The following is a 25,218-nucleotide window of genomic DNA, read 5'->3' on the forward strand; positions in this document are numbered from 1 at the left end:
GTGGCTGCGCCGATGGTAGACCCCGCACCGACCCCCGTTGCCGAACCCGTGGCGGCGCAGCCGTCGCGGCAGCTCCGCCGGCGGCCGGCCCGCGCCGACGTGCTGGCCGTCGCCGCGTACCTCGCGCTCGGCGTCCTCGTCTGCCTGAACTACTGGGTGGACGTGCAGCACCGGGTGTCGTCGCACCTGCCCACCGACCACAGCTGGTTCGAGTGGCTCTTCTCGCACGGCGCGTACTCGGTGCGGCACCTGGAGAACCCGCTCTTCACCACCCGCCAGAACGCCCCGGACGGGGTGAACATGATGGCGAACACCTCGCTGCTCGGGGTGACGCTGCCGCTGGCGCCGCTGACCATGCTGCTCGGCCCGCAGGTCATGTACGCGCTCTACCTGGGCGCCGCGCTGGCGGCGACCGCCGGCACGTCGTACTGGATGCTCTCCCGGCACCTGGTGCGCTCGCGCGCGGCGGCCTTCGTCGGCGGTGCCTTCCTCGGCTTCGCGCCCGGCATCGTGCACCACGCCAACGGCCAGCCGAACTTCGTCTCCAACTTCCTGCTGCCGCTGATCGTGGTGCGGGTGCTGCGGCTGGGCGAGCCGGGCCGCTGGCGGCGCAACGGCGTGCTGCTCGGCCTGCTGGTGGCGTACCAGATCTTCATCAACGAGGAGATGCTACTGCTCACCGCGCTGGCCTGCCTGGTCGTCGTGGTGGCGTACGCCGTCATGCGGCCACGCGCGGCGTGGACGCAGGCCGGCACCTTCGCCGCCGCGCTCGGCGTCGGCGGCGGGCTGGCGCTGCTGCTCACCGCCTACCCGATCTGGTTCCAGTTCAACGGCCCGCAGTCCTACCGGGGGCTGCAGGGCGGGGTGTTCCACAACTGGGGCGAGGACCTCGCCGCGTTCGTCACCTTCGCCCGGGACACCGTCGCCGGCGACGAGGCGGTGGAGCAGACCATCGGGCTGACCGAGCAGAACACCTGGTTCGGCTGGCCGCTGGTGCTGCTGGCGGTGGTGGCGCTGGTGCTGCTGGTCCGCCGCTCGCTCGCCGCCCGGATCCTCGCCGTGCTGGTGGTGGTCTTCGCGGTGGCCTCGATCGGCCCCAAGGTGCGGCTCAACGGGGTGGAGACCGCGACCGACGGCCCCTGGGCCCATGTCCCCGACGACCTGCCGCTGGTCGAGATGATGATGCCGACCCGGTTGGCCCTGGTGGTGGTGGCCGCGGTCGGCGTGCTGCTCGCGCTGGCCTGGGACGCGGTGGCCGGCGCGGGTCGCCCGCCGGTGCCCGCGCAGCGCACCGGCGAGGCGGACGCCCCGCCCCGGCCGCGCCGCCGCTGGCTCCGGCCGGTCGGGTACGCCGCCATCGCGCTGGCCGTGCTGCCGCTCTTCCCCCGCCCGCTGCCCGCGCAGCCGATCGACCCGCCGCCGCACTTCATCACCGCCGGCGGCTGGCGCCCGTACGTGCCGGCCGGCCGGACCCTGGTGCCGGTGCCGATCCCGAGCAACGTGCACGGCCTGCCCACGCTGCGCTGGAGCGCGCTGACCCAGCACGCCTTCCCCGTTCCCGGCGGCTACTTCATCGGCCCGAACGAGCTGGGTGAGGGCGTCTTCGGCGCGCCGAACCGGCCCACCAGCAGCCTGATCTACGCCACCATGGACGCCGACGCCCTGCCCGAGCTGACCGACGAGCACCGCCGGCAGGCGGTGGCGGACCTGCGCTTCTGGCGGGCCTCCGTGGTGGTGCTCGGCGCCCACCCGCGCGAGGCGGTGCTGCGCGAGCTGATGGCCGCGCTGCTCGGCCCGCCGCAGCGGGTCGACGACGTGTGGCTCTGGGACGTGCGGGCGCTGGTGCCCTGAGCCCGGTCAGCCGACCAGCGGTCGGACGTCCCACACCCAGGCCCCGGCGACCTCCCGGCCGGGGCCGAGCAGCTGGTCCACCGTGCGGCGCACCGGATCGCCGTGGTGCAGTCCACCCTGGACGACCACGGCCGCCCGCCAGTGGCGCAGGTCGTCGACCGCCTGGCGCCGGTCGGCGTCGGTGACCACGGGCACCTCGCCGGTCTCGGCGACCCGGCGCAGCAGCACCGAGGTGGGCCGGTCCGGGGCGCCCCAGCGCGCGGCCGGGTCGTCGGCCGACCGGGGACCGATGAAGTAGCCGCCCGGCGCGTCGAAGGCCAGCCCGGTCCGAGCCGACCAGAACATCGCCGGACTCACTCCCGCGCCGGTCACCGGCGGCACCGGCACCACCGTCCGGCCCGCCGGCACGTGTTCCCGCCAGCCGCCGTCGGCCACGAACGGCGGCACCGGCCAGGTCGGCACGGTCCGGATCGGGGTCGGGGTCAACGGGAGCAGCGCGGCGGCCACCGCGCCGGTCCAGAGCAGCCGCACCGGCACCCCACCCGCCGCCGCGTCCGGGGCGGGTGCCGGCGCGAGCGACCGGACCCGGTCCACCGACAGGGCGAGCAGGATGCCCAGCACCGGGACGCAGACCAGCGGGAACCGGGCCGGCACCGCCAGGTCCAGCAGCGGCAGCCCGGCGACCAGCCGGTACGGCCCGGGCAGGCCGGTGTCCGTCCCGTCCACCCGGATCTGCTCGCCGAGCGAGAGCAGGGCGAACAGCACCCCGCAGACGGCCAGCGCCCTCACCAGCGGCCGGCGCCACAGCCAGACGGTGATCACCGCGGCCAGCACCAGCAGTCCCGGGCCGAAGAACGAGTTCTCCTCGGTCGGGTTCGGCGACAGCAGGCCGGGCAGGTGGTCGTCGCCGAGCACCGTCTGCCGGGCGGACGCGGTGAACGACGCGGCGTCCAGCTGGTAGCCGTACGCGTGGAAGGGCATCCCCCGGTAGTGGCCCGGGCCGAAGAACTGGAACCACAGCGGGTACGCCAGCAGCACCACCGCCACCGCCGCGCCGACCCCGAGCCGGCCGAACAGGGCGGGTGCCAGCCGACGGGCCGCCGCCCGGTCGGCCAGCGCGTACGCGACCGCGAAGGCGCCGGCCGCCAGCACCACGAAGACCAGCACCTCCTCGCCGAGGAAGACCTGGTAGGTGACGGTCAGGCCGAGCAGCACGCCGGCGGGCCAGACCCGGCCGCGCGCCGGGCGGAACACCAGCGCGAGGATCACCGGCACCAGGAACTGCGCCGCCATGTGCAGGTGGGCCCCGGCCTGGGCCACCATGCCGGGGGCGAAGCCGCAGCAGAGCCCGCCGACGGCGGCGGCCACCCGGGAGTCGACCAGCCGGCGGCGCAGCAGCGCGTACCAGGCGGTCGCGGTGCCGGCGAGACAACAGACGACCGCGGTGAGGAAGGCCGCCTGCGAGCCGAGGAGCAGGGTGACCGGGGCCAGCGGCACGCCCAGGCCGAGCACCGAGGTGTTGGCCATCAGGTTCACCCCGTCCGGGGCGTTCAGCGCCGTGCTGTGCAGCGGGTTCTCCAGGTCGACCACGGCCCGGGCCGCGCGGGCCAGCATCCACTCGAAGAGGACCTGGTCGCCCGCCTGGTGGAACAGCCGCCCGCCGCGGCCCCACTGCCCGCTGGTGAGCAGCACGGCCAGGCCGAGGTAGCCGGCCACCACCAGCAGGTCCGGTGGGCGCACCGGTAGCCGGCGGCGCCGGCTGGGCGGGGCGTCGGCGGATGCGGTGGTGGTGCCGACCGCCATCAGGCCGGCTGGTCGGTCAGCGCCCGGACGTCCCAGACCCAGACGTCCAGCTCGCGACGGCCGGGGCCGACCAGCTGCTCGACGGTACGCCGCAGCGGCTCGGCGTGGTGCTGGCGCACCGGCAGCACCAGGATCGCCGCCCGCCAGTGCCGCAGCTCGTCCAGCGACCGGCGGCGCTGCCGGTCGTCCAGTTTGGGGGTACGTCCGGTGGTAGCCACCTCCTCCAGCAGCTGCCCGACCCCGCTGGGCCGCCCGCCGAAGCGGCCCGGGTCACCGGTGTTGCCGTTGCGCGGGGCGAGGAAGTAGCCGCCGGGAATCTTGAAGTCCAGGTTGGTCGCGGCCGCCCAGCGCATCCCGTGCGTGTTGCCCATGCTCGGCACCGGGATGGGCACCAGGGTCTGGTCCGGCCCGACGTAGCCGCGCCAGCGGTCCGCGGTGATGAAGTCCGGCACCGGCGGGCGGGAGGTCACCCGCAGCGGCATCGGCGCGATCGGCAGCAGCGCCAGCACCAGCCCGGCGACGGTGAGCGTCCGCACGGTCCGCCGGTCGAGCGGCAGGGACCGGGCCCGTTCGACGGCGATCGCCAGCAGCACGCCGATCACCACACTGGTGATCAGGCCGAACCGGGTGGGCACCACCGCGTCGAGCAGCGGCAGCCGGACCAGCCACTCCCACGGCCCGGTGAACAGCTCCCGGTCCCACCAGGACACCCGCTCGCCGAGGGAGAGCACGGCGAAGAACACCGCGGTCGCGGCGAGCGCCCGGACCAGCGGTTCGCGGCGCAGCCAGAGCACGATGCCGACGGCGAGCAGGGCCAGGCTCCAGCCGAAGAACGCGTTCTCCTCCGAGTAGTTCGGGGCCAGGTTGACGTTGGCCCGCTCGTTGCCGCCGATGGTGGGCGAGCCGGGGGCGAAGAAGGCGGCGATGTCGTTGCCGTAGTCGCGCACCGCGTCGCTCAGGCCGTGGTACGCCATCGGCCCGCCGAACTGGATGTAGAGCGGATACGCGAGCAGCGCCCCGGCGAGCACCGCGCAGACCGCCAGGCCGGTCCCGAGCGGCCGCCACGCCGCCGACCAGAGCGCCGGCCGCTGGACCAGCACGGCGAGCAGGAAGACCCCGCAGGCCAGCGCGGTGAAGAGCAGGATCTCCTCGTTGATGAACGCCTGCGCGGTGACCATCAGGGCCAGCAGCACGCCGTCGCGGACCGGCCGGCGGGACCGGGTGAGCACCAGCACCCGCCACACGATGAACGGCAGCAGGAACTGGGAGATGATGTTCGGGTGCCAGCTGGCGTGCGAGAGCATCGCCGGCGAGAACCCGCAGAACCAGCCGCCGACGACCGCGGCCAGCGGGGTGCGGACGACGTGCCGGGAGAGCATCACGTACCAGGCGGCGGCGGTGCCGGCGAGGCCGAGGGTGACCAGCACCACGAAGGTCACCGCGGGGCCGAAGAGCAGCGTCACCGGCACCATCGGGATGCCCAGCGCGAGGATGGCGGTGTTCGCCATCAGGTTCACGCCGTCGGGATAGTTGAACTGCTCGGTGAAGAACGGGAACTCGCCGTGCAGCACCACCCGCACCGAGTGGGCGAGGAAGAACTGCACCTGGGCCGGGTCGCTGCTGTAGAGCGGGGCGACCCGGCCGGCCGGGTCCAGCCAGATCTGGCTGGTCACCCAGAGCGCGGTGAGCAGGAAGAGCGCGAAGACCGCGAGGTCGGTGCGCCGGCGGCGCCACCACCGCGGCCGGACGGCGGGTTCCGCGGCCGCGGAAGCGGCCGGACCGGTGCCGCTCTCGGCGGGCGCGGTGGCCGGCTCGGCGGGCGCGGTGGCGGGCTCGGCCGGACCCGGTTCGGCACGGGTGATCGCGGGCGCGGCGGGGTCCGTGGTGGACGGGGCCGTGGGGGCGCCGACCCCGGCGTGGGTGACACCGGCCCCGCCGTCCCGCGCGGAGTGGCCGTTCGCCCGGCCGTCGCCGGGGGTCGCCGGTTCGGACGCGGCGACGGCGGATTCCGGCGAGGACTCGGCGCGGGTCTCGGCAGGCGTCACAGTCGGCGGAGTCTACCGGAGCGGGAAAATGTCCCCAAAGCCACCGCGAGGTCCCTTGTGGTGGCTCGTGCCGGGACGCGGCCGTCGCGTTCGGAACGGGCGCGAGGTGCCGTGTCCGGGTGACCGGACATCTCGTACTATGGCGCTTTCACGACGGCAGACCGATTGAGGGGGCGTACAGGTGGCTCCAGTCCGCCGGCGCGGCACGACGGCCACCGCACTGCTGACCCTGCTGCTGACCGCCACGGCCTGCGGCCCGGTGGCCGAGCGGCAGCAGCCCCGACAGCTGCGGGTGGGCTACGACAGCCGGGACGGTTCCCTCGCCGTCTGGCCGCCGCGGGGCGACCTGGCCGGGGACGCCGCGGTGACCGCGGCGATCACCGCCGCGGTCCGCGACTGGCGGTCGCCGGTCGACGACCGGGTGCACCTACCGACCTCCGGCATCCTCTTCTCGGGCGAGGTCGACGGCGTGCCGCTGGCCCTGGTCGCCGCGGACGTGCCCGGCGAGAGCGCCTCCTGGCTGCTGCAGCTCACCCGCGACGGCGACCGGTACGCGGTCACCCGGGCCACCGAGTACACCGACCCCGGCTACCTGGTCTACTCCGACGTGCTCCCGGTGCAGACCGCCGACGGCCGGCGCTACCTGACCTCCGCCCGGGTGCGCCGCCTGCTCGGCCCGAACGGCAAGGCGTTGAGCAGCACCGAGGGCCTCACCGAGTCGGTCGACGTGCCGGCCTGCCGCGCGGTGGCGGTGACCGCCACGCTGCGGTCCACCGAGTCGCTGCCCCGGGGCCGGGCCACCGACCGGCTGCTCGACCTGGGCACCGGCACCACCGACCCGCGCTACCCGCTGGTCCGGGACGAGAGCGGGTCGGGCAGACGCGCGCTGGCCGGCCTGGACACCTGCGCGCTCGCCGGCGAGCAGGGCCCGTTCGGCAGCATCCCCCGCCGGATCGGCGACCGGGACGCACCGCGCTCGGTGCCGTCGTCCTGGCCGATGGCGAAGGTCGCCGTCCGTACCCTCGGCGAGGTGGCGCTCGGCGGTGGCGAGCCGGCCGAACTGCAGCAGCTGAGCTGGGAGACCGCCACCGGCCCGATGACCGCGGCGGTCTACCGCCCGGCCGACGGCGGCCCGCCGGTGGTCTCCCCCGCCGACCAGGCCAGCCCGCTGCAGACGTACCTGCTGCCGGTGCCGGGGCAGCCGCTGGTGGTGCTGAGCTGGCGGGCGACCCGGGACAGCTCGCTGTCGGTGCCCCCGGGCACCCCCCGGTTGGTGGACCGGCCGGGGCTGGCGGTGGTGCCGAAGCCGGTGCGGAGGGAGACGTTCAGCCTGGCCGGGTCGGGCAAGACGCACTACCGCTCGGTCGGCGGTCGCTGACCCGCACCCCGTCCCGACCCGCCGGCCCGCGCGTGGACGGCCGACCCGCCGGCCCACCGTCGCGGCGGAACGGAGGGAACGTCGACGGCGGGCGTCCCGGTGGTCCGGGGCCGCCCGCCGTCGGTGTGTTCAGTTCTGCGCGGCCGCGTCGTCGGCGGCGAGCCGGACCGGCTCCACCGGCTCGACGTCCAGCTGGGAGATCCAGCCGGTGACGTCGCGGGCCACGTCCTGCGCGGTCAGGCCGAGGTCGGCCAGGATCTGCGCGCGGGTGCCGTGCGGGTGCCAGTCGGCCGGTACGCCGAGGTCGCGCAGCGGCACCCGGACGCCTGCGTCCCGCATCGCCTGGGCGAGCGCGTCGCCGACGCCACCGACCCGCACGCCGTCCTCGACGGTGACCACGAGGCGGTGCCCGGCGGCCAGCTCGACCAGCTCGGCCGGGACCGGGCGGACCCAGCGCGGGTCGACCACGGTGACCCCGTAGCCCTGCTCGGCGACCCGGGCGGCCACCTCCATGCCCAGCTGGCCAAAGGCGCCGACCGCGACCAGCAGCACGTCGGTACGCGCCGCCTCGGCCAGCACGTCGACCGGCCCGACCCGCCGCAGGGCCGGCAGGTCGGCGGCCACCGTGCCGGTCGGGAAGCGCACCACGGTCGGGCCGTCGTCGACGGCCACCGCCTCGCGCAGCTCCTCGCGGAGGGTGGCCGCGTCCCGGGGCGCGGCGATCCGCAGCCCGGGCACCACCCCGAAGACCGACATGTCCCAGATGCCGTAGTGGCTGGGGCCGTCCGGGCCGGTGATGCCGGCCCGGTCCAGCACGAAGGTGACCGGCAGCTTGTGCATCGCCACGTCCAGCAGGACCTGGTCGAAGGCCCGGTTGAGGAAGGTCGCGTAGACCGCCACCACCGGGTGCAGGCCGCCCAGCGCGAGCCCCGCCGCCGAGGTGGCGGCGTGCTGCTCGGCGATGCCCACGTCGTAGGTGCGCTCCGGGTACTTGCGGGCCAGCGCGGCGATGCCGGTCGGCTCGGCCATGGCGGCGGTGATGCCGACCACGTCGGGGCGCTGGTCGGCGATCGCCACCAGCTCCTCGGCGAAGACGTGGGTCCACTTCACCGACGGGGCGGCGACCAGCTTGCCGGTCTCGATGTCGAAGGCGCCGCCGGGGCCGTGCAGGCAGTCCGCCTCGTCCTCCTCGGCCGGCCGGTAGCCGTAGCCCTTGCGGGTGACCGCGTGCACGATCACTGGGCCGCCGAAGTTCTTCGCCGCGCGCAGCGACGACTCGACCGCCGCCACGTCGTGCCCGTCCACCGGGCCGACGTACTTGATGCCGAGGTCCTCGAACATCGCCTGCGGGGCGACCGCGTCCTTGATGCCCTTCTTGACCGCGTGCAGCACCTCGTACATCGGCTTGCCGACCAGCGGGGTCGAGCCGAGCGCATCCTTGACGGTGTCGAGCACCTTCTCGTAGCCGGGGTTGAGCCGCAGCGAGGAGAGGTGGTCGGCGAGGCCGCCGATGGTCGGCGAGTACGACCGGCCGTTGTCGTTGACCACGATCACCAGCGGGTTGCCGGCGGTGGCGATGTTGTTCAGCGCCTCCCAGCACATGCCGCCGGTCAGCGCGCCGTCGCCGACCACCGCCACCACGCTGCGCGACTCGCCGCGCAGCGCGTACGCCTTGGCCAGGCCGTCGGCGTAGGAGAGGGCGGTGGAGGCGTGCGAGTTCTCGATCAGGTCGTGCTCGCTCTCCGCCTGGCTGGGGTAGCCGGAGAGGCCGCCGCGCTGGCGCAGCCGGTCGAAGCCGGCCTGCCGGCCGGTGAGGATCTTGTGCACGTACGCCTGGTGGCCGGTGTCGAACAGGAGCCGGTCGCGCGGGGAGTCGAAGACCCGGTGCATGGCCAGGGTCAGCTCCACCACGCCGAGGTTGGGCCCGACGTGCCCGCCGGTGCGGGAGACCTTCGCGATCAGGAAGTCGCGGATCTCGGCGGCGAGGACGTCCAGTTCCTCGGCGGACATCCGCTTGACGTCCTGCGGACCGCGTACGGTGGCCAGCAACCGGCCCTGGATGGCCGGGTCCTCTTCAACACTCATGACCGGAGAGTCTATCGGCCGTCCGGTACTCCGCAGCCCGGGCCGAGGCCACCCCGGCCGGACCGACGGGCTGAGCGCCAGGTCAGGACCGGATCCGCAGCCGGCGCGGTGGGGCCGGCGGGACGGCGTCACGGGCCGGCCCGGCGGGGTCCAGGGGCCCGGCACGGCGCTCGCGTGGCCCCGGTCACCTCCTTGGCCTGCGCCGGCGCCCCCGGCTCGTCGATGGTGCGCAGCCGCCACCGGCCGGCGCCGAGCGCCGCCAGCCGGCGCCGCAGTGTGGGATTGCGCACCCGCCGCCGGCCGCGACGGTGGTGCCGGCCGGCGGCAGCAGCCCGCCGATCTCCACGCCGTCGGGCCGGCGCCACCCGCCGGCCCGACCATCCCACCGGCCCCCCTTTGCTCTGCTTCAACGGACGCAACGACAGTGGCGGGGAAGCTGTGCGTGGGTTGAAGCAGAGCAAAGGGGGCGAGCCGTGGCTCCGGCCGGCGCGCGACACGCCGGCCGGCGGCTCAGTCGGGCCGGCGGCTCAGTCGGGCGGCAGCAGCAGCCCGACCAGCTCGACGTGCTGGGTCATCGGGAACAGGTCGAAGCCGCGCAGCGTGGCCAGCCGCCAGCCGAGCCCGGCGAAGGTGCGCACGTCGCGGGCGAACGCCGCCGGATCGCAGGCCACGTAGGCCACGGCGCGCGGACCGGCGGCGGCCAGCGCGCGGACCACCCGGCCACCGGCGCCGGAGCGGGGCGGGTCGAGCACCACCACGTCGACCGGGCCGGTGATCCGGCGCCGGGCCAGCGCGTTCTCCACCCGGGCCGCCACCACCTCGACCTGGCGCAGGTCGCGCAGGTTCTCCCGGGCTGCGGCGACCCCCTGCTCGGCCGACTCGACCAGGGTGACCCGCCCGCCGGGGCCGACCCGGTCGGCCAGCGCCGCGGCGAACAGCCCGGCCCCGCCGTAGAGGTCCCAGGCCGACTCCCCCGGCCGCGGCTGCACCGCCGCCAGCACCGCGCCGACCAGGGCGTCCGCCGCGGCCGGGTGCACCTGCCAGAAGGCGGACGCGGGCAACGTCCAGTCCCGGCCGGCGGCCACCTCGCGCACCGCGGCCGGCCCGCTGACCGGCGTGACGACACCATCGGCGACGGTCGAGACGGTGACGTCGCCACCGGTGGAGGCGACCGTGTCGACCGCGTCGGCCGTCGGCCAGCGGACCCCGCTGGGGGCGAGCACCGGCAGCTCCTGGATCGCCGGGTGGGCGATCAGGCAGCGGTCGATCGGCACCACCTCGTGCGAGCGGTGCTTGAGCAGGCCGGCCCGGCCGGCCGCGTCGACCGCGTAGCGGACCCGGGAGCGCCAGCCCAGCGGGCCGCCGGGCAGCGCCTCGACCCGTACGCCCAGCCGGTCCAGCTCGTCCGGGGTCAGCCCACCGAGGCGGGTGAGCTGCTCGCGCACCACCGCGGCCTTCCACTCCAACTGGGCGGCGGGGGCGACGTGCTGCAGGTCGCAGCCGCCGCAGCGGCCCGGCTTCGCGTACGGGCAGGGCGGCTCGACGCGCTCCGGCGCGGCCCCCAGCACGGTCACCGCGTCGGCCCGGACGAAGCCCTTGTGCACCTCGGTGACCTCGACGACCACCCGCTCCCCGGGCAGCGCGTGCCGGACGAAGACCACCTGGCCGTCCACCCGGGCCACGCAGTGCCCGCCGGGGGCGACCGCCCCCACGGTCAGCTCGACCCGCTCGGCCTCCTCCAGGCCCCGCCCCGGCTCAGTCACGGCCGGTTCCGGCGGGGCGGCTGCTCTCGCCCGGCTCCTCGGCGGTCGGCGGCGGCACGGCCGGCGGCAGGGTGCCGCGCGGCGCCACCCGGGGGCCGCGGGCCGGGCCGAGGCTGAGCGTGGCGTCCAGCCGCGCCAGGTTCTTGTTGGCGGTCGACTCGAGCTGCCACGGCACGCTGGTCACCATCACGCCCGGCTCGAAGAGCAGCCGGCCCTTGAGCCGCAGCGCGCTCTGGTTGTGCAGCAGGTTCTCCCACCAGCGGCCCACCACGTACTCGGGGATGAAGACGGTGACCACGTCGCGGGGGGACTCCCGGCGGACGTTGGCGACGAAGTCGATGATCGGCCGGGTGATCTCCCGGTACGGCGAGTCGATCACCGTCAGCGGCACCGGCACCTCCCGCCGCTCCCACTCCTCCTGCAGGTCCCGGGTGTCCTTGTCGTCGACGTTGACGGTCACCGCGGTCAGCGTGTCCGGCCGGGTGGCCCGGGCGTACGCGATGGCCCGCAGCGTCGGCTGGTGCACCTTGCTGACCAGCACCACGGCGTGGTTGCGGGCGGGCAGCACGGCGCGGCCGGCGTCCGACGGGGTCAGCTCCGCCGCGACCCGGTCGTAGTGCTGCCGGATGCCCAGCATCACCAGGTAGATCACCGCCATCGCGGCGATCGCGATCCAGGCGCCGAGCAGGAACTTGGTGACCAGGACGATGACCAGCACGGTGCCGGTCATGACCATGCCGAAGGTGTTGATCGCCCGGGACCGGACCATCCGCTGGCGTGCCTGCGGGTCCCGCTCGGTCTTGAGGTGCCGGTTCCAGTGCCGGATCATCCCCGCCTGGGAGAGGGTGAACGAGACGAACACCCCGACGATGTAGAGCTGGATGAGCCTGGTCACCTCGGCCTGGAAGCCGACGATCAGCACGATCGCGAAGACGGCCAGGAAGACGATGCCGTTGGAGAGGGCCAGCCGGTCGCCCCGGGTGTGCAGCTGTCGGGGCAGGTAGCGGTCCTGGGCGAGGATCGAGCCGAGCACCGGGAAGCCGTTGAAGGCGGTGTTCGCCGCCAGGAAGAGGATCAACGCGGTCGCCCCGGCGACCACGTAGAGCAGCACCGAGCCGGAGCCGAAGACCGTCTCGCCGAGCTGGGTGGTGACCGTCTTCTGCACGTACCCCTCGGGGCCGGAGACGATCTGCAGGGCCGGGTCCTCGACGAACTGCAGCTGCGTGAGCCGGGACAGCCAGATGATGCCGACCAGCATGCTCACCGCGATGGTGCCGAGCAGCAGCAGCGTGGTGGCCGCGTTGCGGCTCTTCGGCGCCTTGAACGCGGGCACCCCGTTGGAGATCGCCTCCACGCCGGTGAGCGCCGCGCAGCCCGAGGAGAAGGTGCGCAGCAGCAGGAAGACCAGGGCGAAACCGGTCACGCTGTGCTCGGCCTGGATCACCAGGTCGGCGCTGGGGGCCCGCAGCTCGTCGCCGAGCACGAAGATCCGGATCAGGCCGGTGAGCAGCATCCCGCCGATCACGATGACGAAGCCGTAGGTGGGGATCGCGAAGGCCGTCCCCGACTCGCGCAGGCCGCGCAGGTTCATCGCGGTGAGCAGCGCCACCGCGGCGACCGCGACGCTGACCTTGTGGGTGGCCACGAAGGGCACCACCGAACCGAGGTTGGCCACCCCGGAGGAGACCGACACCGCGACCGTCAGCACGTAGTCGACCAGCAGCGCGCTGGCCACCGCCACCCCGGCGCGCGGCCCGAGGTTGACCGTGGCCACCTCGTAGTCGCCGCCGCCGGAGGGGTAGGCGTGCACGTTCTGCCGGTAGCTGGCCACCACGGTGAGCATCACCACCACGACGGCGAGGGCGATCCACGGCGAGAAGAGGAACGCCGAGGCACCCGCGATGGAGAGGGTCAGCAGGATCTCGTCGGGCGCGTACGCGACGCTGGAGAGCGCGTCGGAGGCGAAGACGGGCAGCGCGATGCGCTTCGGCAGGAGGGTGTGCTGGAGCCGGTCGGACCGGAAGGGTCGACCGAGGAGCAGCCGCTTGAGCAGCGAGGTGGGACTGGCCACAACCGCCAAGAGTACGACCCGCCGCGCGGACCCGTGGGGGTGGTCGATCACGCCGGCCGCGCGCGGGCGGAGTACCGTCGGTCCCCGCCCGCGCCGGGAACGTGGCAGGCTCGCAGACGACACGCCCGGTCCGGCGGGGCGGGCCGGCAGCTTGGGAGGGCAGCGTGCACGTCGTGATCATGGGATGTGGCCGGGTCGGCTCGACCCTCGCCCACAGCCTGGAGTCCCGGGGGCACTCGGTGGCGGTCATCGACCAGGACGCCGACGCCTTCCGCCGGCTCGGCCCGGACTTCGCCGGCATCACCGTCACCGGAGCCGGTTTCGACGGCGAGGTGCTCCGCCAGGCCGGCATCGAGCGGGCGGACGCCTTCGCGGCGGTCTCCAGCGGCGACAACTCCAACATCATCTCGGCCCGGCTGGCCCGGGAGACGTTCGGGGTCTCCCGGGTCGCCGCCCGGATCTACGACCAGCGCCGGGCGCAGGTCTACGAGCGGCTGGGCATCCCCACCGTGGCCACCGTCCGGTGGACCGCCGACCGGATGCTGCGGCACCTGGTGCCGGAGGGGAACGTGGAGATCTTCCGCGACCCGACCAGCACGGTGTCGATCGTCGAGGTGCCGGTGCACAAGGACTGGATCGGCCGGTCGGTGCGTGCCCTGGAGGACGCGACCGGGGCCCGGGTGGCGTACCTGACCCGGTTCGGCATCGGCACGCTGCCCACCACGACCAGTGCCGTGCAGGAGGGTGACCAGATCTTCATGCTGGTCACCGACGACATCGCGGCCACGGTCACGTCGGTGGCGGCGGCGCCGCCGGAAGGAGTGCACTGAGCATGCGGATCGCCATCGCCGGCGCCGGCAACGTGGGGCGCTCGATCGCGCAGGAGCTGATCGACAACGGCCACCAGGTGATGCTCATCGAGCGCCAGCCCAAGATGCTCCGGCCCGACCGGGTGCCCGCCGCCGAGTGGGTGCTGGCCGACGCGTGCGAGCTGACCAGCCTGGAGGAGGCCAACGTCGCCGGCTGCGACGTGGTGGTCGCGGCCACCGGCGACGACAAGGTCAACCTGGTGGTGTCGTTGCTGGCCAAGACCGAGTTCGCGGTGCCCCGGGTGGTCGCCCGGGTGAACCGGGCCGAGAACGAGTGGCTCTTCACCGAGCAGTGGGGCGTGGACGTCGCGGTGAGCAAGCCCCGGGTGATGGCCGCGCTGGTGGAGGAGGCGGTCACGGTCGGCGACCTGGTCCGGCTGATGACCTTCCGGCAGGGCGAGGCGAACCTGGTGGAGATCACCCTGCCGCCGGCCGCCCCGTACGTCGGCCAGCCGCTGCACGCGGTGCCGCTGCCGCGCGACTCCGCGCTGGTGGCGATCCTGCGCGGCAAGCGGGTGCTGGTGCCCAGCCCCGACGACCCGCTGGAGGCCGGCGACGAGCTGATCTTCGTCTGCACCGCCGAGGTGGAGGACGCCGTCCGCGCCGTGATGCTCGGACCGGACAGCGTGGAACGGACCCGCGAGCGGCGCTGACCGCCCGGGTGGGTCAGCCGCCGGTCAGCGGGGCCGGGCGGGTCTCCCGGGTCACCCGGCGGACCGTCCAGACGGTGATCAGCAGCAGCAGCGCGTACGGCGGGTAGCCCAGCGCCAGCCGGGCCACGCCGAGCGCGGTGTCCTGCTGGGCGAGGTAGAGCCCGGCCTGCACGCCGACCTTGGCCAGCCAGACCACGCCCCAGAGCACGGTCAGCCCGGTGAACGTCCTCACCAGCCGCGGGTCGTCGCGCCATTCGGAACGCCCCTTGGCCACCAGCACCGACCAGATCCACCCCACCAGGGGCTGCCGGATCGCCGCCGAGAGCAGCAGCGCCACCCCGTAGCCGATGCCGTAGAGGATGCCGGGTAGGTAGAAGTCGCGCTCGTCGCCGGTGCGCCAGGCGATCGCCGCGCCGACGGCGATGCCGAAGAGGCCGTTGACCGCGTGCCGGACGGGCCGGCGCTGGGCCAGCCGCAGCCCGGCGATCCCCAGTGCCACGGCCACCGAGGCGATCACCGCGGGGCGCAGCTCGCCGACGATGTTGGCGACCACGAAGACGAACACCGGGATGCTCGACTCCACCAGCCCCCGCCAGCCGCCGAGCTGGTCGGCCATCTGTTCGGCGATGGTGGGCAGCCGCTCCTCCTCCGGCCCGGTCCCCGGCTGCGCCGCCCGGTCCTGTCCGGTGGTCACTTCGGCGACTCCAGCTCGTAGTACGGGTTGTAGATGACCTTGCGGTCGTCCCGGACGGCCACCCGCCCGCGCGCGGTGAGGTGCCGCCCGGGCTCGATCCCGGCGATGTGCCGTTGCCCCAGCCAGACCAGGGTCACCACGTCACTGCCGTCGTAGAGGTCAGCCTCCAGGGTGGGCAGGTTGGTGCGGGGGGTGTAGACCACGGTGCGCAGCCGCCCCGAGACCGACACCACCTGACCCCGGCAGCACTGCCGGGCCGGCACGCCGCCGTGCTCGGCGCTCTCCTTCTGCAGCTCGAGCGCCTCGATCTCGGCTTCGCTGGCCGTGAGCCGGCGCAGCATCCGCCGCAGCGATCCCCGGTCCTCGTCGGTCGTCATGACCTCCGCGTCACCCTTCCCACGCCGGCCGGCCCGCGCCGGCACTGCCCGAGCCCGGCATCACCGGGACCGTTCCGCCAGCGTACGCCGAGCGGGCCGGCCCCGGCGGGCCGGTGGACCCTCGGTCAGGCCTCGCGGGGGCCCGGGGCGGGACGGCCGCCGGCCGCCGCACCGGCCGCGTCGGCCGCCTCGGCGGCGGGACCGGCCTGGTCGGCGACCTCGCGGGGCAGCCGCAGCGGCAGCGGCTCGCGCACCGGCTTCGCCTCCTGACCCCGGTCGACCACCAGCCCGTCGAGGCACTGGCCCAGCGGACCGGCGGCAGCCGGGTCGGTGGCCGCGGCGCCCTGGTAGACGCCGCGGACCATCCAGCGCGGCCCGTCGATGCCGACGAACCGCAGGTCGGTCAGGCCGTCCGGGGTGCGCACCCGGGCACGCAGCTCGGTGCCGTACTCCCCCTCGACCTCCTGGGCGGCGGCGCCGTCGTTGAACAGCGACTGGCGGATCTCCTCGCGCACCTCGTCCCAGATGCCCTCGGAGCGGGGGGCGGCGAAGACGCCGAGCTGGAGCGCGTTCTCGCCGTGCACGAGCACCACCTGCTGGATCACGCCCTGCGGGTCGGCCTGCACCCGCACCTCCACCTCGGGCACCGCCGGGATCTGCAGGCTGCCCAGGTCGAGCCGCTGCACGCCGGCGGGCGCCTCGCTGACGTCGTACGGGCCGCGTGCCGGGACCGGGGTCCGCTCCTCGTCGTAGCTGTCGAGGACCTCGGTGGTCCGCTCGTCGCGGCCGCGCCGCCCGGCGTCGGCCCGCTTACGGGAGAAGATCACTGCGCCAACCCTCCGCTGTTCGCACTCACCCTGACACCTCTTCCGTCCGTCCGCCGGCCCGGTCCACCCGCGGCGAGGGCGGTACCAGCCCGGCATGCCCGCCGGTGGAGCCGTGCCCGCCGGCGCCGCGCCGGGACGCGGGCAGCTCGGCCACCGGCTGGAAGACCGCCCGTTCCACCCGCTGGATGACGAGCTGGGCGATCCGGTCGCCACGGGAGATCTTCGCCGGCACGTCCCGATCATGGTTGATCAGGTTGACCAGGATCTCGCCCCGGTAGCCGGCGTCGACCGTACCGGGCGCGTTGAGCACGGTCACGCCGAGCCTGGCCGCCAGCCCCGACCGGGGGTGGACCAGGCCCACGTACCCCTCCGGCAGGGCGATGGCCACGCCGGTCGGGACCAGTGCCCGACCGCCGGGTGGCAGTTCGACGTCGGCGGCGGCCACCAGGTCGGCCCCGGCGTCACCGGGATGGGCGTACGCCGGCAGCGGCAGCTCAGGGTCGAGCTGCCGTACGGGCACGGGTACGACGTCGGTCACGGTTCCCCTCTTCCGTCCGGTTTCACTGGGGTGACCCTGCCATCCTGCCGGGTACCCGGGCCGTTGTGCGCCGTACCCTCGGACTGTGAGCCTGTCGCCATCCTCGCCGTCGCCGACGTCCCGCCGCGCGGCGCCCGCGGAGCACTCCGAACGGCTCGGCCTGCCCTGGTGGCTCTGGCTGGCCGGGCTGGCCGCGGCCGCCCTGCTCGCCGCCGAGATCTGGATGGGCTACCCCGGGGTCCGGGCGTGGCTGCCGTTCGCGGTGCTGCTGCCGGCGACCGTGCTCGGCCTGGCCTGGCTCGGCCGGGTCCGGGTGGCGGTACGCGACGGCGAGCTGCGGGTGGACGACGCCCGGTTGCCGGTGCGCTTCGTGGCCGACGCGATCCCGCTGGACGCCGCCGGACGGCGCGAGGTGCTCGGGGTCGGCGCGGATCCGCTGGCGTTCGTGGTGCAGCGGCCGTGGATCGGCGGCGCGGTCCAGGTGGTGCTGGACGATCCGGCCGACCCCACGCCCTTCTGGGTGGTGAGCACCCGACGCCCGGTCGAGCTGGCCGAGGCGATCCTGGCCGCCCGCGACGCCGGCTGAGCCGGCTGCTCGCCCGGGTGCGGCCCGCGCTCAGGGACGGGTGGGCTCGCCGGACAGCTCGGGCGGGGCCCCCGGCAGCGCGCGGCGCTTGCGGTGCAGGTCGGCCCGGACCTGGTCGGCCAACCCCCGGGTGGCCCGCCGGTTGAGATAGCTGGCGACCGCCGCCCCGGTGAGGAACGGCCCGAGCGTGGTGAGGTTGCGCCCGAAGCGCCGCAGCAGGGTGTCCCGCAGTTCCCGGCGAGCCGCGGTGCCGAGCACCGCGCCCACCCCGGCGCCGGGGAGCATCGGGTTGATCCCGCGCTGGCTGGCCCAGGAGTGCACCAGGGCGACCGTGCGCGGGGTGCCGTGGACGGGCAGCGGGACGCCGTAGACCTCGTGCAGCTCGCCGACCAGCTTCAACTCGATCGCCACCACGGCGACCGTCTCGGCGGCCAGCAGCACCGGCGCGGAGAGCAGGGTCGGTGTGACCGCCCACTCCACCGCGGCGACGCCGCCGCCGGCGGCGCCCACCCCGGCCGTCGCCCGGGCCGCGTTGCGGACCAGCCGGTCGGCCAGCGCGTCGTCGTCCAGCCCGGGGAAGTGCCGGCGCAGCGTGGCCAGGTCGCGGACCGGCACGTGGGGCGCGATCTCGGCGACCGTGTCGACCATCCAGCGGACGGCGGCCCGAGGTTTGAACAGGTCGCCGAGCCCGCGGGCCCGGGCCTGCCCGACGAGCCGGGTCAGCAGTTGCCGGCGCCGGGCCGGCTCGATGTCGTCGGCGGTGAGCGCGGCGACGGTCGCCCCCAGCTCGTCCGCGCCCCGCTCGCCCACACCCGGCTCGCCCACGCCCGGCTCGTCCGCGCCGCGCTCGCTCATCGAACCGACCTCCCGGGTGGATCGTCAGCCGCCGTGCCGGCTACCCGTCACGAGTCAAGCAGCTCCCCCGGCGCGCCGCACGGTGACTCGGACAGCGGCGGCCCCACGAGGGAGCCGCCGCCGGTGGAGCCTGCCGCGATCAGACGCACTCGCGGCAGATCAGCTCGCCGTTACGCTCGACCGCCAGCTGGCTGCGGTGGTGCACCAGGAAGCAGCGGGCGCAGCGGAACTCGTCCTGCTGCATCGGCAGAACCTTGACCGTGAGCTCCTCGTCGGCCAGGTCGGCGCCGGGCAGCTCGAAGCTCTCGGCCACCTCGGCCTCGTCGACGTCCACGGCGCCCGACTGTGAGTCGACGCGCCGTGCCTTGAGCTCTTCCAGGCTGTCCTCGCCGAGGTCGACCTCGTCGCGACGCGGGGCGTCGTAGTCGGTGGCCATCGGTTTCACTCTCCCATGTCGATGTTGTCGCTTCCGGTTGTAACGCCGGACGACGCTGTTTCGGTTCCGCTGGCCGGCCGCCACTTGTGTCGGTCACCCGACCCGGCGACCGCACGGGCCGGAGCCGCCAGAGGAACTCCCCCAGCGAGCGCGGAACCATACCCCCCCTTTGGGCGAGGCATGTATACCGCCCTCGTGGCTGAGATGTACGCCCCCGCACGCGAAGTTGTTCCCAATGTGACTCAGGCGACACGAAGATAGGGGTAGTAGTACCCCGTTCCCGGATGGCGCGCCGGCATGTCCGGCTGTTTCCACGCGACGGCCGGACAAGCGTTAACCTCAGCGGCGTACTCGACGGCCGGCGGGGCGGCCCGACCGCCGACGGCCGCCGCCACCCACCACTGTCCGGGGAGCGCCCTGATGAGCTTTGCGCGAGTGCGAGCACTCGTTGTCGTCGGCCTGCTGGCGGTGCTCGCCCTGGTCTTCGTGGTGGTCGCGCTGGTGCGCGACACCCAGGGCGCCGCCGGCACCGCCGAGGGATGCCCGGAGGGCTGGCCGTTGGCCGACGTGGCCCTGCGCGAGCCCAAGGACGTCAAGATCAACGTGCTGAACGGCACCGACCAGCCCGGCCTCGCCGCCAACGTCGCGGACGACTTCCGCAACCGCAAGTTCCAGGTCAAGAAGGAAGCCAACGCGCCCAAGCAGATCGACGACGTGGCGGTGCTGCGCTACGGCCCGAAGGGCGTCGGCTCGGCGCACCTGCTGCGCGCCTACTTCCTCAACAACGCCGCGTACGTCTACGACGAGAAGCGCGCCGACGACGTCGTCGACGTGGTGCTGGGCAACTCCTTCCAGCAGTTGGCCACCACCACCGAGGTCAACCAGTCGCTGGGCGACCTCGGCTCGCCGGTCGCGCCGCCCGGCTCCTGCCCGGCGCCGGTCGAGAACTGACGCCACCCCGGGCGGCGGTCACCCCCGCACCACCCGGCCGGCGAGCGGCCTGGTCACCGCCGGTCCGACCGCCTGACCGCGGCCCGCCGCACGGCCCCGGTCGGCCGACGCCGGCCGGGAGGGGCTCCGTGACGCCCGTACGGCCCGTCGGCCGGCCGCGCTGACGTACGCGGCCCGGTCAGCCGGCCGCGCTGGCGTACGGCCCGGTCAGGGGCCGCCGGAGGCGTCCAGGTCGGCCAGGCGGGCGTGCAGCGGCTCGTACAGCGCCGGCGGCGCGGCGATGACCATGTCCGGGCCGGGCGGCAGCCCGCCCAGCCCGCCGACCCGCAGGCCGGCCTCGCTGGCCACCAGGGCGCCGGCGGCCTGGTCCCAGGCGGCCAGCCCCTTCTCGTAGTAGGCGTCCACCCGCCCCTCGGCGGCCAGGCAGAGGTCGAGGGCGGCGGCGCCCAGCCGGCGGATGTCCCGGACGTGCGGGATCAACTCGGCGATCACCCGGGCCTGGTGCGCCCGGCGCCCCGGGTCGTAGCCGAACCCGGTCGCCACCAGCGCCTGGCCGAGGTCGGTCTCGGTCGAGCAGCGCAGCCGCTCGCCGTCGCGCCAGGCCCCACCGCCGGCGGTGGCGGTCCACTCCTCGCCGGTGCTGACGTTGCGCACCACGCCGGCGACCACCTCGCCGTCCACCTCGGCGGCGAGCGAGACGGCGCAGTGCGGCAGCCCGTAGAGGTAGTTGACCGTGCCGTCGATCGGGTCGAGGATCCACCGGACCCCGCCCGGCCCGACCGGCCCGCCGGCGCCCGCGCCGTACTCCTCGCCGAGCACCGCGTCGGCCGGACGCAGCCGGCGCAGCGCGTCCACGACCTGCCGCTCCACGGCCCGGTCCGCGGCGGTCACCACATCGGTGGCGGTGCTCTTGGTGGCCGCCACCGACACGCCCTCGGCCCGCATCCGGTACGCCGTCGCGGCCGCGTCCCGGGCCACCCCGACCGCGATCTCCAGCAGTTCCCGCGGCGCCGGCGCCGTCCGGTCCATCGTCCGTCCCCTTCCCGCACGACCGGGGTGTTCCGGATCCCGCGCGGGTATCATCCTTACAAAGTCCACATCTGCGTCGAATCGGCGGTCCCCACAGCGGGTACGCCGTGCGGCGCAGGATGTTCGCCGCAGACGGCGTTACAATTCACCCCTGCCCACGCGCCACGGACCGCCAGCGACCGGCCGGCCCGGGACACGGGGGTTCCTCAACCACATCGTCCGGCACGGTGCGCCGCTCTGCGCCAGACGACCCGGCCGTGCTCGCTCTTCGCCTCCGGAAGGTCATTCGTGACAGAACCCCGCCAGACCGGCGCCGACGTTCGCTCGCTCACCGACACCCTGATCGCCCACGCGCAGAGCGCCGGCGGCCAGCTCACGTCGGCCCAGCTCGCGCGCACCGTCGAGTCCGCCGAGGTGACTCCGGCCCAGGCCAAGAAGATCCTGCGGGCGCTCTCCGAGGCGGGAGTGACCGTGGTGGTGGACGGCTCGGCCAGCACCCGCCGCCGGGTGGCCGCCGCCCGCTCGGCCACGCCGGCGTCCCGGGCCACCACCGCCAAGACCACCAAGAAGGCCGCCGCGCCCGCCCCGAAGCAGGCGCCCGCCGCCGACGAGGCCCCCGCGCCCGCCCCGCGCAAGGCGACCGCGCGCAAGGCCGCGGGCACCACCGCCGAGGTGGCCGCCAAGGCCGCCGCGCCGGCGAAGGCGACGAAGACCACCCGGGCCACCAAGGCCACGGTCGCCGCGGCGGCCGGCGCCAAGCCGGCCAAGGCCGCCGGCAAGGCCAAGGGCGAGGGCGCCGAGGGTGACATCGACCCGGAGGAGCTCGCCGCCGAGATCGAGGACGTGGTGGTCGAGGAGCCGGCCGAGCTGACCCAGGCCGCCGAGGCCGACGCGGCCAACTCCGCCAGCGACAACGACTTCGAGTGGGACGACGAGGAGTCCGAGGCGCTCAAGCAGGCCCGCCGGGACGCCGAGCTGACCGCCTCCGCGGACTCCGTCCGGGCGTACCTCAAGCAGATCGGCAAGGTCCCGCTGCTCAACGCGGAGCAGGAGGTGGAGCTGGCCAAGCGGATCGAGGCCGGGCTCTACGCCGCCGAGCGGCTGCGCGCGGCCGAGGAGGGCGAGGAGAAGCTCACCCGCGACATGCAGCGGGACCTGCTCTGGATCTCCCGCGACGGCGAGCGCGCCAAGAACCACCTGCTCGAGGCCAACCTCCGCCTGGTCGTCTCACTGGCCAAGCGCTACACCGGCCGCGGCATGGCCTTCCTCGACCTGATCCAGGAGGGCAACCTCGGCCTGATCCGCGCGGTCGAGAAGTTCGACTACACCAAGGGCTACAAGTTCTCCACCTACGCCACCTGGTGGATCCGCCAGGCCATCACCCGGGCCATGGCCGACCAGGCCCGCACCATCCGCATCCCGGTGCACATGGTCGAGGTGATCAACAAGCTCGGCCGGATCCAGCGCGAGCTGCTCCAGGACCTGGGCCGCGAGCCCACCCCGGAGGAGCTGGCCAAGGAGATGGACATCACACCGGAGAAGGTGCTGGAGATCCAGCAGTACGCCCGGGAGCCCATCTCGCTCGACCAGACCATCGGTGACGAGGGCGACAGCCAGCTCGGCGACTTCATCGAGGACTCGGAGGCCGTGGTCGCGGTCGACGCCGTCTCGTTCTCGCTGCTGCAGGACCAGCTCCAGCAGGTGCTGCAGACGTTGTCCGAGCGTGAGGCGGGTGTGGTACGCCTGCGCTTCGGCCTCACCGACGGCCAGCCCCGCACCCTGGACGAGATCGGCCAGGTCTACGGTGTGACCCGGGAGCGGATCCGGCAGATCGAGTCCAAGACGATGTCGAAGCTGCGCCACCCGTCGCGTTCCCAGGTGCTCCGCGATTACCTCGACTGATCCGCGATCGTCAACCCGGCGTGTCGTTTTGGCCACTTGGCGTGCAACGTCGGATGGTGATCGTTCGGTTGCACGATTGTGATCGTTGACGTGGCACCCTGGGTAGACGGCACACTGTCCCTGCCATGTGTGACCTCGGTCCCCCGCGGGCACACAGGGAAGGCAAGGCCCCACAAGGGTGTTGCACGATAGGTGAGCAACGACCGAAGAGATTGTTCATCGGTGACGACCAGAGGAGGAAGGCGATGACCCCGACCCTCACGCCGCCGCCCGAGACGGTGAGCCCCCCGGCCGCCGATGAACGGTGCGACCGCTGCAATGCTGCCGGCAAGCTCCGGATCACTCTGGCGGGTGGGAGCGAGCTGGTGTTCTGTGGGCACCACGCGAACAAGTACGCGGAGGATCTCGTGAAGATCACCGTGCGGTTCGCGACGGACCCGGAGTTCAGCTGGCGTGGCGCCGATCTGATGGCGAACTGAGTCCGCAACCCGACATAGCCGGCCGGAGGCACCCACTGGGTGCCTCCGGCCGGCTTTTCGCTGTCCGCACCCGGTCGGCCCCGCCGTGACCGCCGGTTCGCACCCGGCCACCCCGGTGACCAACGGGCCCGCACCGCCCACCCGACACCCCCCACCCAACCGGTGGATCCACGATCGTCTGCTGCCGGGCAGGCGTGAGTCGGGCTTTCCGCCCTGCTCGCCACCAGACGATCACGGGCACCCGGGGTGCGCCGCGGGAGCGCAGGAGCCGGGCAGGGAACTGGGCCGTCAGAGGGTCTGCACGGTGGCGATGCGTTCCTCGAGCTGCTCGATGGTGGCCTGGGCGCTGGGCGGGCCGCCGCAGAGCCGGCGCAGCTCGGCGTGGATCTTGCCGTGCGGCTGGCCGGTGCGGTGGTGCCGGGCGGCCACCAGGGCGTTCAGCTGCCGGCGCAGCGCCACCCGGCGCTGCGCCGCACTCATCGGAGCCGGTGGCGCCGCGGACGTCTCAGCGGCCGGCTGAGCGCTCCGTTCGGCCGCCCGGCGGCGCTGGGCCGCGAGCTGCTCGGCCTGCCGCTTGGTGAGCAGCAGGGCCACCTGGTCGGCGGTGAGCAGACCGGGCAGGCCCAGGTACTCCTCCTCCTCCGGGGTGCCGGCCTGGGCCGCCGTGCCGAACGAGGCGCCGTCGAAGATCACCTGGTCCAGCTCGGCGGTGGCCGAGAGCGCCGCGAACCGCTTCTCCAGCTCACCGCTGGCCTGCTCGTCGCGCTGGGCACGCTCCAGCAGGTCGTCGTCGAAGCCCTCGCGGTCCTTGGGCTTGCCGAGCACGTGGTCCCGCTCCGCCTCCATCTCGCTGGCCAGCCCGAGCAGGTGCGGCACGCTCGGCAGGAAGACCGAGGCGGTCTCGCCGGGCCGGCGGGCCCGGACGAACCGGCCGATCGCCTGGGCGAAGTAGAGCGGGGTGCTGGCACTGGTGGCGTAGACCCCGACGGCCAGCCGGGGGATGTCCACCCCCTCGGACACCATCCGCACCGCCACCATCCAGCGCTGCTCGGACGCCGCGAAGCTGGCGATCCGCGCGGAGGCACCGACGTCGTCGGAGAGCACCACGGCCGCCTTCTCGCCGGTCACCTGCTCGATCAGCTTGGCGTACGCGCGGGCGGTCTGCTGGTCACTGGCGATGACCAGGCCGGCGGCGTCGCTCATCCCGCCCTCGCGCAGCACGGTCAACCGGGCGTCGGCGGCGCGCAGCACCTGCGGCATCCAGTCCCCCGCCGGGTCCAGCGCGGTACGCCAGGCCTGGGCGATCAGATCCTGGGTCATCGGCTCGCCGAGCCGGGCGGCCAGTTCCTCGCCGGCGTTGGTGCGCCACCGCGTCTCCCCCGAGTACGCCAGGAAGAGCACCGGCCGGACCACGCCGTCGCGCAGCGCGTCCGAGTAGCCGTAGACCGAGTCGGCGCGCGAGCGGAGCAGGCCGTCGTCGCCCCGCTCGTAGCTGACGAACGGGATCGGGTTGTCGTCGGAGCGGAACGGGGTGCCGGTGAGCATCAACCGGCGGACCGCCGGCTCGAAGGCGGCCTTCACCCCGTCGCCCCAGGACCGGGAGTCGCCGGCGTGGTGGATCTCGTCGAGGATGACCAGGGTGCGCCGGGTCATGGTGCGCCGCCGGTGCACCTGCGGCGCCATGCCGACCTGCGCGTAGGTGACCACGGCGCCGTGGAAGTCGGCCGAGGAGTGCAGGTCGGCGTTGCGGAAGGCGGCGTCGAGCTGGATGCCGACCCGGGCCGCCGAGGCGGCCCACTGGGCCTTCAGGTGCTCGGTGGGGGCGACCACGGTGACCGCCTCGACGGTGCCGTCGGCGAGCAGCTCGGCGGCGATCCGCAGGGCGAAGGTGGTCTTACCGGCGCCGGGCGTGGCGACCGCGGTGAAGTCCTCCGTCCGGCGGCGCAGGTACTCCACCAGCGCCTTGCGCTGCCACGCGCGTAGCGCCGGGAACGTCTCGATCGCCGGCAACCGGGAAGCCACCCGA

At 74.4% G+C, this 25,218-nt stretch carries 22 protein-coding genes; 8 read left to right on the top strand and 14 right to left on the bottom strand.

Translation table 11 applies throughout. The annotated features are described in order from the left end of the window. Window positions 1-12: 12 nt before the first annotated feature. Entirely contained in the window at window positions 13-1,851 is a 1,839-nt protein-coding gene (locus AC1WTP_RS12850; protein ID WP_481649502.1) for a DUF6311 domain-containing protein, read from the top strand. A 6-nt stretch (window positions 1,852-1,857) separates the two neighbouring features. Here AC1WTP_RS12850 and AC1WTP_RS12855 read toward each other — a convergent pair whose 3' ends face one another. Both AC1WTP_RS12855 and AC1WTP_RS12860 read right to left on the bottom strand, forming a co-directional pair. Next, window positions 1,858-3,654, bottom strand: a complete 1,797-nt coding sequence (locus tag AC1WTP_RS12855) for a DUF6311 domain-containing protein (protein ID WP_481649455.1) — start codon at window positions 3,652-3,654, stop codon at window positions 1,858-1,860. Further along, complete coding sequence (locus AC1WTP_RS12860; RefSeq protein WP_481649503.1) at window positions 3,654-5,516, bottom strand: DUF6311 domain-containing protein; 1,863 nt, start codon at window positions 5,514-5,516, stop codon at window positions 3,654-3,656. The genes AC1WTP_RS12855 and AC1WTP_RS12860 overlap by 1 nt, the downstream gene beginning before the upstream one ends. A 364-nt stretch (window positions 5,517-5,880) precedes the next feature. On the opposite strand from AC1WTP_RS12860, the gene AC1WTP_RS12865 reads away from it, so the two are divergent. Next, window positions 5,881-7,077 (top strand): hypothetical protein, encoded by a 1,197-nt coding sequence (locus AC1WTP_RS12865; RefSeq protein WP_481649456.1) that lies wholly within the window; start codon window positions 5,881-5,883, stop codon window positions 7,075-7,077. 129 nt (window positions 7,078-7,206) lie between these two features. Here AC1WTP_RS12865 and dxs read toward each other — a convergent pair whose 3' ends face one another. The 4 genes from dxs to AC1WTP_RS12885 form a co-directional block, all read right to left on the bottom strand. After that, window positions 7,207-9,162, bottom strand: coding sequence for a 1-deoxy-D-xylulose-5-phosphate synthase (gene dxs / locus AC1WTP_RS12870; RefSeq protein WP_481649457.1), 1,956 nt, complete (start codon window positions 9,160-9,162; stop codon window positions 7,207-7,209). Window positions 9,163-9,290: 128 nt separating this feature from the next. After that, window positions 9,291-9,452, bottom strand: a complete 162-nt coding sequence (locus AC1WTP_RS12875) for a hypothetical protein (RefSeq protein ID WP_481649458.1) — start codon at window positions 9,450-9,452, stop codon at window positions 9,291-9,293. 237 nt (window positions 9,453-9,689) lie between these two features. Next, a complete protein-coding gene (locus AC1WTP_RS12880) occupies window positions 9,690-10,925 on the bottom strand; it encodes a class I SAM-dependent RNA methyltransferase (RefSeq protein ID WP_481649459.1) in 1,236 nt (411 codons plus the stop codon). Next, on the bottom strand, window positions 10,918-12,996 hold the full coding sequence (locus AC1WTP_RS12885; RefSeq protein ID WP_481649460.1) for an APC family permease: 2,079 nt from the start codon (window positions 12,994-12,996) through the stop codon (window positions 10,918-10,920). Before AC1WTP_RS12885 ends, AC1WTP_RS12880 begins: the two co-directional genes overlap by 8 nt. A 164-nt stretch (window positions 12,997-13,160) precedes the next feature. Between AC1WTP_RS12885 and AC1WTP_RS12890 the strand changes: the two genes are divergently transcribed. After that, window positions 13,161-13,826, top strand: a complete 666-nt coding sequence (locus AC1WTP_RS12890) for a potassium channel family protein (protein ID WP_481649461.1) — start codon at window positions 13,161-13,163, stop codon at window positions 13,824-13,826. A gap of 2 nt (window positions 13,827-13,828) precedes the next feature. Beyond that, entirely contained in the window at window positions 13,829-14,518 is a 690-nt protein-coding gene (locus tag AC1WTP_RS12895; RefSeq protein ID WP_481649462.1) for a potassium channel family protein, read from the top strand. 13 nt (window positions 14,519-14,531) lie between these two features. Here the strand turns inward: AC1WTP_RS12895 and AC1WTP_RS12900 are convergent, their stop codons facing one another. The 4 genes from AC1WTP_RS12900 to dut all read right to left on the bottom strand — a co-directional run bounded on the left by AC1WTP_RS12900 (window position 14,532) and on the right by dut (window position 16,954). Then, complete coding sequence (locus tag AC1WTP_RS12900) at window positions 14,532-15,212, bottom strand: DUF3159 domain-containing protein (protein WP_481649463.1); 681 nt, start codon at window positions 15,210-15,212, stop codon at window positions 14,532-14,534. Continuing rightward, window positions 15,209-15,589: an OB-fold nucleic acid binding domain-containing protein gene (locus tag AC1WTP_RS12905; RefSeq protein ID WP_447135460.1), complete on the bottom strand. Its 381-nt coding sequence runs from the start codon at window positions 15,587-15,589 to the stop codon at window positions 15,209-15,211. Before AC1WTP_RS12905 ends, AC1WTP_RS12900 begins: the two co-directional genes overlap by 4 nt. Window positions 15,590-15,714: 125 nt before the next feature. Beyond that, the gene (locus AC1WTP_RS12910; RefSeq protein WP_481649464.1) at window positions 15,715-16,416 is read right to left on the bottom strand and encodes a DUF3710 domain-containing protein; all 702 of its coding nucleotides are present in this window, start codon (window positions 16,414-16,416) and stop codon (window positions 15,715-15,717) included. Window positions 16,417-16,441: 25 nt separating this feature from the next. Further along, entirely contained in the window at window positions 16,442-16,954 is a 513-nt protein-coding gene (gene dut / locus AC1WTP_RS12915; protein WP_481649465.1) for a dUTP diphosphatase, read from the bottom strand. Window positions 16,955-17,045: 91 nt separating this feature from the next. Here dut and AC1WTP_RS12920 point away from each other — a divergent pair, with 91 nt between their 5' ends. After that, the gene (locus AC1WTP_RS12920; RefSeq protein WP_481649504.1) at window positions 17,046-17,540 is read left to right on the top strand and encodes a DUF3093 domain-containing protein; all 495 of its coding nucleotides are present in this window, start codon (window positions 17,046-17,048) and stop codon (window positions 17,538-17,540) included. Between the two features lie 30 nt (window positions 17,541-17,570). Here AC1WTP_RS12920 and AC1WTP_RS12925 read toward each other — a convergent pair whose 3' ends face one another. Together AC1WTP_RS12925 and AC1WTP_RS12930 are read right to left on the bottom strand one after the other, a co-directional pair. Then, window positions 17,571-18,395, bottom strand: coding sequence for a hypothetical protein (locus AC1WTP_RS12925; RefSeq protein WP_481649466.1), 825 nt, complete (start codon window positions 18,393-18,395; stop codon window positions 17,571-17,573). 139 nt (window positions 18,396-18,534) lie between these two features. Further along, window positions 18,535-18,831 (bottom strand): DUF4193 domain-containing protein, encoded by a 297-nt coding sequence (locus AC1WTP_RS12930; RefSeq protein ID WP_007075406.1) that lies wholly within the window; start codon window positions 18,829-18,831, stop codon window positions 18,535-18,537. 435 nt (window positions 18,832-19,266) lie between these two features. On the opposite strand from AC1WTP_RS12930, the gene AC1WTP_RS12935 reads away from it, so the two are divergent. Continuing rightward, window positions 19,267-19,782: a LytR C-terminal domain-containing protein gene (locus tag AC1WTP_RS12935; RefSeq protein ID WP_481649505.1), complete on the top strand. Its 516-nt coding sequence runs from the start codon at window positions 19,267-19,269 to the stop codon at window positions 19,780-19,782. 207 nt (window positions 19,783-19,989) lie between these two features. Here the strand turns inward: AC1WTP_RS12935 and AC1WTP_RS12940 are convergent, their stop codons facing one another. Next, a complete protein-coding gene (locus tag AC1WTP_RS12940) occupies window positions 19,990-20,811 on the bottom strand; it encodes an inositol monophosphatase family protein (protein WP_481649467.1) in 822 nt (273 codons plus the stop codon). A 288-nt stretch (window positions 20,812-21,099) separates the two neighbouring features. Between AC1WTP_RS12940 and AC1WTP_RS12945 the strand changes: the two genes are divergently transcribed. Both AC1WTP_RS12945 and AC1WTP_RS12950 read left to right on the top strand, forming a co-directional pair. Further along, the gene (locus AC1WTP_RS12945) at window positions 21,100-22,713 is read left to right on the top strand and encodes an RNA polymerase sigma factor (protein ID WP_481649468.1); all 1,614 of its coding nucleotides are present in this window, start codon (window positions 21,100-21,102) and stop codon (window positions 22,711-22,713) included. A 245-nt stretch (window positions 22,714-22,958) separates the two neighbouring features. Continuing rightward, window positions 22,959-23,192: a DUF7455 domain-containing protein gene (locus AC1WTP_RS12950; protein WP_091672175.1), complete on the top strand. Its 234-nt coding sequence runs from the start codon at window positions 22,959-22,961 to the stop codon at window positions 23,190-23,192. A gap of 288 nt (window positions 23,193-23,480) precedes the next feature. Here AC1WTP_RS12950 and AC1WTP_RS12955 read toward each other — a convergent pair whose 3' ends face one another. Further along, window positions 23,481-25,214: a DEAD/DEAH box helicase gene (locus AC1WTP_RS12955; RefSeq protein WP_481649469.1), complete on the bottom strand. Its 1,734-nt coding sequence runs from the start codon at window positions 25,212-25,214 to the stop codon at window positions 23,481-23,483. Window positions 25,215-25,218: the final 4 nt, after the last annotated feature.

Source organism: Micromonospora sp. R311, from assembly GCF_056780015.1.

Coding starts and splice junctions, on each gene's coding strand:
- AC1WTP_RS12895 (WP_481649462.1), top strand. CDS start 13,829: ATGCGGATCGCCATCGCCGGCGCCGGCAACGTGGGGCGCTCGATCGCG.
- AC1WTP_RS12905 (WP_447135460.1), bottom strand. CDS start 15,589: ATGACGACCGACGAGGACCGGGGATCGCTGCGGCGGATGCTGCGCCGG.
- dxs (WP_481649457.1), bottom strand. CDS start 9,162: ATGAGTGTTGAAGAGGACCCGGCCATCCAGGGCCGGTTGCTGGCCACC.
- AC1WTP_RS12930 (WP_007075406.1), bottom strand. CDS start 18,831: ATGGCCACCGACTACGACGCCCCGCGTCGCGACGAGGTCGACCTCGGC.
- AC1WTP_RS12925 (WP_481649466.1), bottom strand. CDS start 18,395: ATGAGCGAGCGCGGCGCGGACGAGCCGGGCGTGGGCGAGCCGGGTGTG.
- AC1WTP_RS12940 (WP_481649467.1), bottom strand. CDS start 20,811: ATGGACCGGACGGCGCCGGCGCCGCGGGAACTGCTGGAGATCGCGGTC.
- AC1WTP_RS12950 (WP_091672175.1), top strand. CDS start 22,959: ATGACCCCGACCCTCACGCCGCCGCCCGAGACGGTGAGCCCCCCGGCC.
- AC1WTP_RS12855 (WP_481649455.1), bottom strand. CDS start 3,654: ATGGCGGTCGGCACCACCACCGCATCCGCCGACGCCCCGCCCAGCCGG.
- AC1WTP_RS12850 (WP_481649502.1), top strand. CDS start 13: ATGGTAGACCCCGCACCGACCCCCGTTGCCGAACCCGTGGCGGCGCAG.